Source organism: Corallococcus exercitus, from assembly GCF_042231735.1.
GTDB classification, from domain to species: Bacteria; Myxococcota; Myxococcia; order Myxococcales; family Myxococcaceae; genus Corallococcus; species Corallococcus exercitus_B.
Map to the genome: position 1 here is coordinate 600689 of NZ_CP102577.1, position 13077 is coordinate 613765.

Below are 13077 nucleotides of genomic sequence, written 5' to 3' on the forward strand. Positions count from 1 at the left end.
CTACTGCGCCTCGCGGGCGAGCTGGATGAGCGCGTCGGCCAGCGCGGCCATGTGTTCGGGCCGCGAGGCCGGGTTGATGAAGACGGCCCGCAGGTACAGGCGGCCGCTGGCGTGCCGGTAGCAGCTCACCGCGAACTTCCGGCCCTGCATCAGCCGTGACAGCAGCGCGTCGTTGCGCGCGTTCTCCCTCGCGAGCCCCTCGGGCGTCCCGCCGTCGGCCTTCGGGATGAGGCGGAAGGCGAGCATGTTCATGGCCGGCGTGTCGGGGAAGAGCTCGAAGCAGCCGCTCTTCCTCAGGCGCCGCGTGAAGTCCCGGGTGAGCGCGAAGAGGTGGTCCACGAGCCTGCCGTAGCCATCACGGCCGAAGTGGCGCAGCAGCAGCCAGGCGCCCAGCGAGTTGAGCGCGCGCGAGCCGTCCAGCGTCACCTCGCCCAGGTCGGGCACCTCGCTCGCGACGAAGTAGTCCAGGCTCACCTTGCCCAGCAGCGTGAGCAGCCGCGCGTCGCGCACCAGCAGGCCGCCCAGCTGCGCGTTGAGGCCCAGCACCTTGTGGGGATCCAGCGTGACGGTGTCCGCGTCCTGGAGGCCGTCGAGCAGGCCCCGGTGACGCTGGGAGAAGAGCATCAGGCTGCCGTGGGCCGCGTCCACGTGGACGAGCGCGCCGTACTCACGGGCGAGCCGCATTCCCTCGCGCAAGGGGTCGACGGCGCCCACTCCCGAGCTTCCCGCGGTCAGCACCACCACGGCGGGAAGCTGGCCCTGGCGCCGCGCCTCCACCAGCGCGGCCTCCAGGGCGCTCGGACACAACCGGTCCTCCCGGTCGGTGGGAACGCGGTGGAGTCCCGCGTCGCCCAGCCCCAGCTGGCGGACGGCGGCGAAGATGCTGGGGTGCGAGGCCTCGGACGCGAAGACGCGCATCCCCCGGTGGCCCGTGCGCGACAGCGCCTCCACGAGCCCCAGCGCGTTGACGTCCGCCCCGGCGCGGCGCAGCGCTTCGTTGCGCAGGATGAGCAGGGCCTGGAAGTTGGATTGCGTCCCGCCGGAGGTGAAGCAGCCTCCGGCCTGGGGGACGTCCGGAAACGCGAGCGACGTGAGCCAGCCGAGAACCTGCCGCTCGACGAACGTGCCCGAGCGCGCGGACGAGAAGGTGATGGGGTCCTGCGCCAGGGCGCGGATGAGCAGGCCGCTGAAGACGGAGTAGTCCGTGGGCGGGACGTCCAGCTGCGCGAACCACGTGGGCGAGCGCTTGTCACGCCCGTGGGGCATCACGTGTTCGGCGACATCCGCGAGGATGGCCTCGATGGGTTGTCCCTCCTCCGGGAGCGGCGCCTCGAAGGCCTTGGCGATGACGCGGGCGGGGACGGACGGGGGGACGGGGCTGGAGGCCGGGGCCCGCAGCCGCTGGAGCGTGAGGGCGACAAAGCCCTCCAGCCGGGAGCGGACCTCGTCCTCGGGCAGGGCTTCGAAGGCGGCCCGCAGGGCTGGGGGCAGCTCCGGGTAGGAGGACTCGGTGACGTCGGCGTGGACCATCGCGGCGGGGGTCGCTCGTATCGCGCTCAAGGCGTCTCTCCTCCCACGCGGGAAGGCGGGGATGGGTGCTCATCGGGTTGAAGGGTGGCGGCGGGTGGCTGGGCTCGTGCGGTCGCGGCGTGCTCCAACAGCGGCGCGAGGACTCGCGCGAGCCCCTCCACGTAGAGGGGATGCAGCAGCGTGTAGTGGTCGCCGGGGACAGGGATGACGTCCACGTGGGGCGCAAGGGCGTCCCATCCGCGAGCGTCCGGATTGCCGGAGTCCGCGCCGACGATGAGCGTGAGGGGCACCGGAAGCGGCGTGAACGCGTGCCTTGCGAGCGCGCGGACGTTGGCGGTGAAGACGCGGAGCAGGATGCGCAGCTCCTCCAGTCCGGACTCCGCGGAGAAGAGGCCGGTCCGCTGACCTTCCGCGTGCAGGTGGTGCAGCAGCGCCTCCGGTCCGCCGCCGATGACGTTCGCGGGAAGGCGAGGGGGCAGCCCGGCGAGGCGGGCCAGGTCCAGCGCGAAGTGGAGGGCCAGCTCCGAGTCGTCATCCCCCATGGCGGCGTGGGCCGGGCTGGGCTCGATGAGGGCGAGCAGCTCCACGACTTCACCGGCCTGATGGAGGTGGCGCGCCATCTCCGCCGCGATGACGGCGCCGAGTGACCAGCCTCCCAGCCGGTAGGGGCCGTGCGGCTGGACGGAGCGGAGCGCCGCGACGTAGTGCCGGGCCATGGCGTCGATGGAGTCCAGCGGCGGCAGCCGGCCGTCGAGGCCCTGTGCCTGGAGGCCGTAGACGGGCTGCTCGGGCCCGAGCTGCCGCGCGAGGTCCGCGAAGGCGAGCACGTTGCCGCCCGCGGGGTGGACGCAGAAGAAGGGCTGGCGGGTCCCTCCGCGCTGGATGACGACGAGCGAGGACGTTGGGGCCGGGCCGTCATCGAGGACGGCCGCGAGCTGTTCGAGGGTCGGGGCCTGGAAGAGCGCGGCGAGCGGGAGGCTCTTGCCGGTCCGCGCGCGGATGCTCGCGGCCAGACGGACGGCGAGCAGTGAGTGGCCACCCGACGCGAAGAAGTCGTCGTGGATGCCGACCTGCTCCTTGTGGAGCAGCTCCGCCCAGAGCGTGGCCAGCAGTGCTTCGGTGGGCGTGCGCGGGGCGACGTAGCCGTGAGAGGAGGCGTGGGCGTCGGGAGGCGGCAGGGCCTTGCGGTCGAGCTTGGCCTGGGCGGTGAGAGGCAAGGCGTCCAGGCGCACGAAGGCGGAAGGCACCATGTACTCGGGCAGGTGCCGCAGGAGGAAGGTGCGCAGGCTGGAGGTGGCGAGGGTGTCCGGGGCGGTGACGTAGGCGACGAGGCGCTTGTCGCCGGGGACGTCCTCGCGGAGCAGCACGATGGCCTGGCGTACGTCGGGGTGGCGCAGCAGGGCGGCTTCGACTTCGGGCAACTCGATGCGGAAGCCGCGCAGCTTCACCTGGGAGTCGAGGCGGCCAAGGAACTCGAGCGAGCCGTCGGGACGCCAGCGGGCCTTGTCACCGGTGCGGTAGAGGCGCGCGCCGGGCGTGGAGGCGAAGGGGTCTGGCAGGAAGCGCTCTGCGGTGAGGGAGGGCTGCTCGAGGTAGCCGCGCGCGAGGCCGTCACCACCGATGAAGAGCTCACCGGGCAGGCCGATGGGAAGCGGGAGGCCCTGGGCGTCGAGGACGTAGACGCGGGTATTGGCCAGCGGCTTGCCGATGGGCAGGGAGGCACCGGGGAATGAGGAGTCTTCTAGCTGGAAGGCGGTGGCGAAGACGGTGGACTCGGTGGGGCCGTAGCCGTTGGTGACGGGGAGGTGGAGGGCGTCGAGGACGCGGCGCGCGTGAGGAAGCGAAACGACGTCGCCACCGGTGAGCAGGTGCTTGAGGGGGCGAAGGCCCTCGAGGTGGCCGTCGACCATCTGCGAGAAGAGGCCGGAGGTGAGCCAGAGGGTGGTGACGTTGAAGCGCTGAAGCAGGGCGCCCAACTCCTCGAGCGAAGGAGGGTGGGGCGGGGCGATGACGAGGCGGGAGCCGTGAAGCAGGGCGCCCCAGATTTCGAAGGTGGAGGCGTCGAAGGAAATGGGGGCGAGCAGCAGGAAGGACGCGTCGGGCCCGAAGTGGGTGAGGCCCGTGGCGAAGAGGGTACGAAGGACGGCGCGGTGAGGCGTGCCGACCCCTTTGGGCCTGCCAGAGGAGCCGGAGGTGAAGTCGATATAGGCGAGGCTCAGCGGCAGTGCGGAAGGTGCCGGGGCATGGGAGGGCAAGTCCTCCAGCGAGACTTCCTCCAGCACCACAGTGGTCAATGCCTGGGACTTCGCAGTGGCAGACGTGCTGCCTGCGGTTGAGGAGGCAAACGCATCCCTCACTGCCGTGGAGGCCAACGCGTCACTCGTTGTCGTTGAAGCGAACGCGCCGCGTGCTGCCGTGGCGCCGAATGCGTCGCTAGCTGTCGTGGAGGCGGAGACATTCCGCGTTGCATCGGCTGCTGTGCCGTCGCCAGGTAGCGCGGCGGCAGCCGCATCGCGTGTCGATGCGGAGATCAAGGCCTCGGGAAGCTTTGCCAGGAACGCACGGGACGTGAGGAGGACATGAGGACGGGCGTCCTCCACCATGGCCACAAGACGCTCACGCGGGTAGCTCGGGTCCAGCGGCACATAGGCGCCACCGGCCTTGAGGATGGCGAGCAGGCCGACGACGAGCTCCAGCGAGCGCTCCAGCGCGATGGCCACGCGCGAGTCAGTGGTAACGCCAAGGCCGCGCAGGTGGTGGGCGAGGCGGTTGGCCCGCGCATCCAGTTGCCGGTAGGTGAGGCGCGCCTCTCCGAACTCAAGAGCGAGCTTCTCCGGGAAGCGGGCGACGACCTGGGCGAAGACTTCCGGAAGGGTGGAGTCCTGCGGGTAGCTGGCGTCAGTGGCGTTCCACTCCACCAGCATCTGGCGCCGCTCGTCCTCGCCGAGCATGGAGACGGACGCGAGGGGCGCGTCCGGCTGGGACAGCAGCGCGTCCACGAGGCGGCCAAAGTGCGCGGCCAGTCGTGAGGCGGTGCTCACCTCGAAGAGGTCGGTGTTGAAGCCGAGCGCCCCTTGGAAGCCCTCGGGCGTGTCGGAGAGGATGAGCTGCAACTCGAACTTGGAGGTGGACGCTTCCACGTCCAGGGGATGCAGCGACAGGGCCTGTTCGCGAAGAGGTGCGGCCGGGGCGTTCTGCAGGGCGAAGAGGACCTGGAAGAGCGGAGCGCGGCTCATGTCGCGCGTGGGCTGAAGCTCTTCCACCAGCCGCTCGAAGGGCACGTCCTGATGGGCGTAGGCCCCGAGCGCTGTCTCCTTCACCTGCGCGAGCAAGGCCCGGAAGGAGAGGGCGGGGGCGACGCGTGCGCGAAGCACCAGCGTGTTGACGAAGAAGCCGATGAGGTCTTCGACCTCTCCACGTTGACGCCCAGCGATGGGAGAGCCGACGGTAACGTCCTCCTGGCCGGCGTAGCGGGAGAGCAGCACCTGGAAGGCACTCAGCAGCAGCATGAAGGGCGTGACGCCTTCCTGGAGGCCCAGGGCCTTGATGCGACTGGACGTCTCGGCCGGCAGGACGACGGACACCTGCGCGCCGTTGGAGGACTGCACGGGAGGCCGAGGCTTGTCCGTAGGCAGCTCCAACGGCACGGCACCAGAGAGCTGCTGCCTCCAGTAGTCCAGTTGCGCCTGGAGGACGTCGCCTTGCAGCCACTGCCGCTGCCAGACGGCGTAGTCGGCGTACTGCACGGGCAACGGAGGCAGGGGTGAAGGCCTGCCCTGGGAGAAGGCCTCGTAGAGGGCGGCCACTTCACGCACCAGCACGCCCATGGACCAGCCGTCGGAGACGATGTGGTGCATCGTCAGTAGCAACACGGACTCGTCCGTGCCCAGCCGCAACAGCCGTGCACGCAGGAGCGGTCCCTGGGCGAGATCGAAGGGACGTGTCGCTTCCTCGGCCGCGAGCCTCGACGCCTCCGCCTGCCGCTGTGCTTCGGGCAGTGCCCGCAGGTCCTCCACGCTCAGGGGCTGCCGTACGGGCGCGTGGATGCGCTGGAAGGGCACACCGTCGTGCACCACGAAGGTGGTGCGCAGGGCTTCGTGCCGTTCGAGCAGGACCGCGAAGCTTCGTTGCAGCGCGTCCTCGTCCACGGTGCTTCGCACGCGCAGCGCCATGGGCATGTTGTACGCACTGCCTCCCGGCTGGAGCGTGTCGAGGAACCACAGCCGCTGCTGCGCGAAAGATGCGGGCAGGTCCCCCGTGCGCGGCACGGGGACGATGGCGGGGGCCCGGTGCTCCGCTTCCGCGTGCCCATCCAACCGTGCGGCGAGCGCCGCGACGGTGGGCGCTTCGAAGAGCGCACGCACGGGCAGCTCCACCTGGAAGGCTTCACGCACGCGGGACACCACCTGCGTGGCCAGCAGCGAGTGTCCCCCCAGGGCGAAGAAGTCCTCATCCACGCCCAACTCGCGCAGACGCAGCACCTCCGCCCAGATGGTCATGAGCCGCTGTTCGATGGGGTTGCGGGGGGCCACTCGTGAGACACCGGCTCCCTTCACCTGCTCCGGCGCGGGCAGGGCCTTGCGGTCCACCTTGCCGTGCGTGTCGAGCGGCAGCGCCTCCAACGCGATGAACGCGGAGGGCACCATGTACACAGGCAGCTTTCGCGCCAGCATCGAGCGCAGGCCCGCCGTGTCGGCCGTGGGCCCGTCCGCCGTGAGGAGGTAGGCCACCAGCCGCTGATCGCCCGGCACGTCCTCGCGTGCCAGCACCACGGCCCGGCGCACTCCGGGCACTTCCTCCAGCGCGGCCTCCACCTCTCCCAATTCGATGCGGAAGCCGCGCAGCTTCACCTGGAAGTCGATGCGGCCCAGGAACTCCAGCTCCCCAGTGGGGCTCCAGCGCACCCGGTCCCCCGTGCGGTACAGCCGTTCGCCCGGTGTCGTCGCGAAGGGATCCGGAATGAACCGCTCGGCGGTGAGCCCGGGCCGGTGCAGGTAGCCTCGCGCCACGCCCGCGCCCGCGATGAACAACTCTCCCGGAACGCCGGGAGGCAGGGGCTGGAGACGCTCGTCGAGCACGTAGGTCCGGACGTTGGCCAGCGCCCTTCCCAGCGTGGGGCGTGTCGTGCCGCGCACCTCGCGGAGGGTGGCGTCCACGGTGCACTCGGTGGGACCGTAGACGTTGAAGCCATGGAGGCGCGGATGGGCGGACAGCTTCGCCCACAGCGCTTCATCCACGGCTTCCCCTCCCACCAACACCCGCAGGGCCCTGCCGGAGCCCAGACCTGCCTCCAGCAACAGCCGCAGGTGCGAGGGCGAGCAGTCCAGCACGTCCACGCCGTGCCGCTCTACCCAGGCCGTCATCAACGCCGCGTCCTCGCGCACTGCCTGGGGGACGACGCAGAGCGCGTGGCCGTCCGACAGCTGGACGAGCTGCTGGACGGAAGCGTCGAAGGACACCGGCGCGTTGAGGCTGACGCGCATCGGCCCCTGCACGCCGCGATAGGCCGTGGCACGAAGGGCTTCGCGCAGGTTCATCACCGAGGCGTGCTGCACCATCACGCCCTTTGGACGGCCCGTGCTGCCCGACGTGTAGATGACGTAGGCCAGGTGCGAGGGCACGCTCCACCGGACCGGGTTGCCGCTGGATTCCCGGGCGAGGGCTTCGCGCTGAGCCGCGTCGTCCAGGAATACGGCCTCCGCGTGGCGGTGCTCCACCCGCGCGCCCAGGTGGCGCTGCGTGAGGACCAGGGCCGCACCGCTGTCCTGGAGCATGAAGCCCAGCCGCTCGGGGGGCAGGGCCGGATCCAGGGGGACGTAGGCGCCACCCGCCTTGAGGATGGCGAGCACCGCCGCCACCAGGTCCACACTCCGCTCCAGGCACAGCGCGACCCGGACCTCGGGACCGACGCCACGGGCTCGCAGCCAGTGGGCGAGCCGGTTGACCCGGGCATTGAGCGCATCGAAGGAGAGCGCGCCCTGTTCATCGAGCACGGCGAGCGCGTCCGGTGTGCGGGCGGCCTGGTCCTCGAAGCCTTCGTGCAGGGCCCCGGTCCACGTGGGCTCCCGGCGGCTGTCATTCCAATCCAACAGCACCGCCTGACGCTCCCCCGCGGGCAGCAGGGGCAGGTCGCCCACCGGTGCATCCGGCGCGGCGAGCGCGGCCTCCGTCAGGATGCGCAGGTGTTCGCCCATGCGGACGACGGTGGCCGCGTCGAACAGGTCCGTGCGGTAGGCAAGCGTTCCTTCCAGGCCTCCAGGCTGCTGTGCCAGGGACAACGACAGGTCGAACTTGGCGGTCCGAGCGTCGGGCTCGAAAGGTTCGAGCCGCAGCGGTGCATGCGCGTTGGGGCCCGCAGGGATCTCCGTGCCCGACACCGGCAGGTTCTGGAGGGCGAACATCACCTGGAAGAGAGGGGAGTGACGAAGGGAGCGCTGGGGCTGGAGCTCCTCAACGAGCTTCTCGAAGGGGAGGTCCTGGTGCTCGAAGGCAGCGAGGGTGGAGGCGCGTACCTCGGAGAGGAGGTGGCGGAAGGAGCGGTGAAAGGAGATGCGGGAGCGCAGGACGAGGGTGTTGACGAAGAAGCCGATGAGGCCCTCGGTCTCGGAGCGGGTGCGGCCCGCGATGGGAGCGCCGACGCTGAGGTCGTGCTGGCCGGAGTAGCGGGAGAGGAGCAGCTGCCAGAGGGCGAGCAGGGCCATGAAGGGAGTGGCGCCCTGCTGCTGGCAGAAGGTGAGGAGGCGGGAGGTGAGGGCCGCGGGAAGCTGGACGGGGACGTACGCGCCGCGAGAGGACTGCACGGCGGGACGGGGCCTGTCGGTGGGCAGCTCCAGGAGGGCAGGGGCACCGGAGAGCTGCTGGCGCCAGAAGTCGAGCTGGCGGACGAGGACGTCCCCTTGCAGCCACTGACGCTGCCAGGAGGCGAAGTCGGCGTACTGCACGGACAGGGGCGGCAGCGACGAAGGCCTGCCCTGCGCGAAGGCCTCGTAGAGGGCAGCCACTTCCCGCACGAGCACGCCCATGGACCAGCCGTCGGAGACGATGTGGTGCATCGTCACCACCAGCACGTGCTCCTCCTCGGCCACTCGCAACAGCAGGGCTCGGAAGAGGGGCCCCCGTGAGAGGTCGAACGGGATCATGGCCTCTTCGGAGGCCCGGCGTCTGGCTTCGGTCTCCCGCGTTGCGTCCGGCAGGGTGCTCAGCTCCACGAACGACAGGTGGAAGTCCACGAGGGGCTGGATGACCTGCGCGGGCTCGCCGTCCTGCGTGCCGAAGACGGTGCGCAGGGCTTCGTGACGTTCGACGAGCGCGGTGAATGCACGCTGCATCGCCGCCACGTCGAGCGGGCCTCGCAAGCGCAACGCCGTGGGGATGTTGTAGGCGCTCCCCCCGGGTTCGATCTGGTCGATGAGCCACAGGCGCTGCTGCGCGAAGGACAGCGGCAGGGCGCCTGCGCGCGGCACCGGCAGCAGGGGTGGTGCCAGGAGCGGACGAGAACCCAGTGCCGCGTCGATTCGCAACGCGAGGGCGGACAGGACAGGGGCTTCGAAGAGGACGCGCAGCGGCAGCTCCACCCCGAAGGCGGCGCGGATCCGGGAGACGAGCTGGGTTGCCAGCAGCGAGTGGCCTCCCCGCTCGAAGAAGTGATCATCAGCGCCCACGCGCTCCACCTGGAGCAAGGGAGCCCACAGCTCGGCGAGTTGCTTTTCGGTGGGTGTGCGCGGGGCGACGTAGCCGTGAGCGGAGGCGTGGGCGTCAGGAGGAGGCAGGGCCCTGCGGTCGAGCTTGGCCTGGGCGGTGAGCGGCAAGGCGTCCAGGCGCACGAAGGCGGAAGGCACCATGTACTCGGGCAGGTGCCGCAGGAGGAAGGCGCGCAGGCTGGAGGTGGCGAGGGTGTCCGGGGCGGTGACGTAGGCGACGAGGCGCTTGTCGCCGGGGGCGTCCTCGCGGAGCAGCGCGACGGCCTGACGCACGTCGGGGTGGCGCAGCAGGGTGGCTTCGACTTCGGGCAGCTCAATGCGGAAGCCGCGCAGCTTCACCTGGGAGTCGAGGCGGCCGAGGAACTCGAGCGAGCCGTCGGGACGCCAGCGAGCCTTGTCCCCGGTGCGGTAGAGGCGCGCGCCGGGCGTGGAGGCGAAGGGGTCTGGCAGGAAGCGCTCTGCGGTGAGGGAGGGCTGCTCGAGGTAGCCGCGCGCGAGGCCGTCTCCACCGATGAAGAGCTCACCGGGCAGGCCGACGGGAAGCGGGAGGCCCTGGGCGTCGAGGACGTAGACGCGGGTATTGGCCAGCGGTTTGCCGATGGGCAGCGAGGCACCGGGGAATGCAGTGTCGCGCAGGTGGAAGGCGGTGGCGAAGACGGTGGACTCGGTGGGGCCGTAACCGTTGGTGATTGGGAGGTGGAGAGCGTCGAGGACGCGGCGCGCGTGAGGAAGCGAGACGACGTCGCCACCGGTGAGCAGGTGCTTGAGGGGGCGAAGGCCCTCGAGGTGGCCATCGACCATCTGCGAGAAGAGGCCGGAGGTGAGCCAGAGGGTGGTGACGTTGAAGCGCTGAAGCAGGGCGCCCAACTCTTCCAGGGAAGGAGGCTGGGGCGGGGCGATGACGAGGCGGGAGCCGTGAAGCAGGGCGCCCCAGATTTCGAAGGTGGAGGCGTCGAAGGAGATGGGGGCGAGCAGCAGGAAGGACGCGTCGGGCCCGAAGTGGGTGAGGCCCGTACCGAAGAGGGTGCGAAGGACGGCGCGGTGAGGCGTGCCGACACCTTTGGGCCTGCCGGAGGAGCCGGAGGTGAAGTCGATATAGGCGAGGCTCAGCGGCAGGGCGGACGGCGTGGGGGCGTGGGAGGGCAAGTCCTCCAGCGGGACGTCCTCCAGCACCACGGTGCTCAACGTCAGCCGCTTCGCGAAAGCAGACGTGTCGCCCACGGCTGAGGAGCTAAATGCGTCGCTCGTTGTCGTGGAGGCGGAGACATTCCGCGTTGCATCGGCTGCTGTGCCGTCGCCGGGTATCGCGGCGGCGGCAGCGTCGCGTGTCGACGCGGAGATCAGGGCTTCGGGCAGCTTCGCCAGGAGCGCACGGGACGTGAGGAGGACATGAGGACGGGCGTCCTCCACCATGGCCGCAAGACGCTCACGCGGGTAGCTCGGGTCCAGCGGCACATAGGCGCCACCGGCCTTGAGGATGGCGAGCAGGCCGACGACGAGCTCCAGCGAGCGCTCCAGGGCGATGGCCACGCGCGAGTCGGTGGTGACGCCGAGGCCGCGCAGGTGGTGGGCGAGGCGGTTCACTCGCTCATCCAACTGCCGGTAGGTGAGGCACGCCTCTCCGAACTCAAGAGCGAGCTTCTCCGGGAAGCGGGCGACGACCTGGGCGAAGACTTCTGGAAGGGTGGAGTCCTGCGGGTAGCTGGCGTCGGTGGCGTTCCACTCCGCCAGCACCTGGCGCCGCTCGTCCTCGTCGAGCATGGAGACGGAAGCGAGGGGCGCGTCCGGCTGAGACAGCAGCGCGTCCACGAGGCGGCCGAAGTGCGTGGCCAGTCGTGAGGCGGTGCTCACCTCGAAGAGGTCGGTGTTGAAGCCGAGTGCCCCTTGGAAGCCCTCAGGCGTGTCGGAGAGGATGAGCTGCAATTCGAACTTGGAGGTGGACGCTTCCACGTCCAGGGGATGCAGCGACAGGGCCTGCTCGCGAAGGGGCGCGGCCGGGGCGTTCTGCAGGGCGAAGAGGACCTGGAAGAGCGGGGCGCGGCTCATGTCGCGCGTGGGCTGAAGCTCTTCCACCAACCGCTCGAAGGGCACGTCCTGATGGGCGTAGGCCCCCAGCGCCATCTCCTTCACCTGTCGCAACAAGTGGACGAACGCCTTCTGCCCATCCACCTGGATGCGCAGTGCCAGCGTGTTGACGAAGAATCCGATGAGGTCTTCGAGCTCTCCGCGCTGACGTCCCGCGATGGGAGAGCCGACGGTGACGTCCTCCTGGCCGGCGTAGCGGGAGAGCAGCACCTGGAAGGCACCCAGCAGCAGCATGAAGGGCGTGACGCCCTCCTGGAGGCCCAGGGCCTTGATTCGGCGGGACGTCTCGACCGGCAGCACGACGGGCACCTGCGCGCCGTTGGAGGACTGCACGGGAGGCCGAGGCCTGTCCGTGGGCAGCTCCAACGGCACGGCACCGGAGAGCTGCTGCCTCCAGTAATCCAGTTGCGCCTGGAGGACGTCGCCTTGCAGCCACTGCCGCTGCCAGACGGCGTAGTCGGCGTACTGCACGGGCAGGGGTGGCAGGGGCGAAGGCCTGCCCTGAGAGAAGGCCTCATAGAGGGCAGCCACTTCACGCACCAGCACGCCCATGGACCAGCCGTCGGAGACGATGTGGTGCATCGTCAGCGCGAGCACGTGCTCGGTGGGCCCCAGGCGCCAGAGCTTCGCGCGGGCCAGCGGGCCGGAGTCGAGCTGGAAGGGGCGTGAGGCCTCCTCGCGCAGCTGTGGCTCCAGTGCAAGGGCGCCCGCCTCCACGACGACGAGCGGCAGCTGTGACGTGTGTGAGATGCGCTGAAGCGGCTGGCCTTCGTGCTGGACGAAGGTGGTGCGCAGGGCTTCGTGACGGTGCACCAGTTCGTCGAGCGCGCGTTGCAGCGCGGCCTCATCCAGGGGGCCCACCAGCCGCACGAAGGTGGGCATGTGGTAGGCGGCGCTCAGCGGCTGCAGCTGGTCGATGAACCAGAGGCGCTGCTGGGCGAAGGAGAGGGGGAGGTCCCCATCGCGCGGGACGGGGCGCAGGGCAGGGGCTTGCGTGCGCGCGGCGGAGTCGATGCGCGCCGCGAGCGCGGCCACGGTGGGCGCTTCGAAGAGCGCTCGCACCGGCAGCTCCACCTCCAGGGCGGAGCGGATCCGGGAGACCAGCTGCGTGGCCAGCAGCGAGTGGCCTCCCAGCTCGAAGAAGTGAGCGTGAATGCCGATGCCTTCCCGGCCCAGCACCTTCTCCCAGAGCGAGACCAGCTGGGTCTCCAGCGTGTTGCGCGGGGGCTCGTGGGTCGCGGATCCGCGTGGGGCTTCTGGTGCGGGCAGGGCCTTGCGGTCCACCTTGCCGTGGGCCGACAGCGGCAAGGCCTCCATTGTCACGAAGGCGGACGGCACCAGGTACTCCGGCAGCCGCTGGCGCAGGTGGTCGCGCAGCCGCGCGGTGTCCAGCTCCGCGGGCACGACGTAGGCCACCAGTCGCTTGTCTCCGGGGACATCCTCGCGCACCAGCACGGTCGCATCGGTGACCGCGGCGTGCTCGCGCAGCACCGCCTCCACTTCGCCCGGTTCGATGCGGAAGCCGCGCAGCTTCACCTGGAAGTCCATGCGCCCCAGGAACCTCAGCGTTCCGTCCGCGCTCCAGCACACGCGGTCCCCGGAGCGGTACAGCCGCTCACCCGGGATCGCCGCGAAGGGATGCGGCACGAAGCGTTCCGCGGTGAGGGCTGGCCGCCCCAGGTAGCCTCGCGCCAGGCCGTCGCCGCCGATGTACAGCTCGCCCGGCACCCCCACGGGGACCGGCTGCATCGCCGCATCCAGC

At 70.5% G+C, this 13077-nt stretch carries 2 protein-coding genes (1 of these 2 running past the window's edge); both read right to left on the bottom strand.

The features are described from left to right. A complete protein-coding gene (locus NR792_RS02525) occupies nt 1-1560 on the bottom strand; it encodes a pyridoxal phosphate-dependent decarboxylase family protein (protein WP_375758466.1) in 1560 nt (519 codons plus the stop codon). Then, nucleotides 1557-13077 carry the 3' portion of a non-ribosomal peptide synthase/polyketide synthase gene (locus NR792_RS02530; protein ID WP_375758467.1) on the bottom strand. It continues 13199 nt past the right edge of the window, so the window shows 11521 of its 24720 coding nt (coding positions 13200-24720); its start codon lies beyond the right edge, outside the window; the stop codon is at nt 1557-1559. Before NR792_RS02530 ends, NR792_RS02525 begins: the two co-directional genes overlap by 4 nt.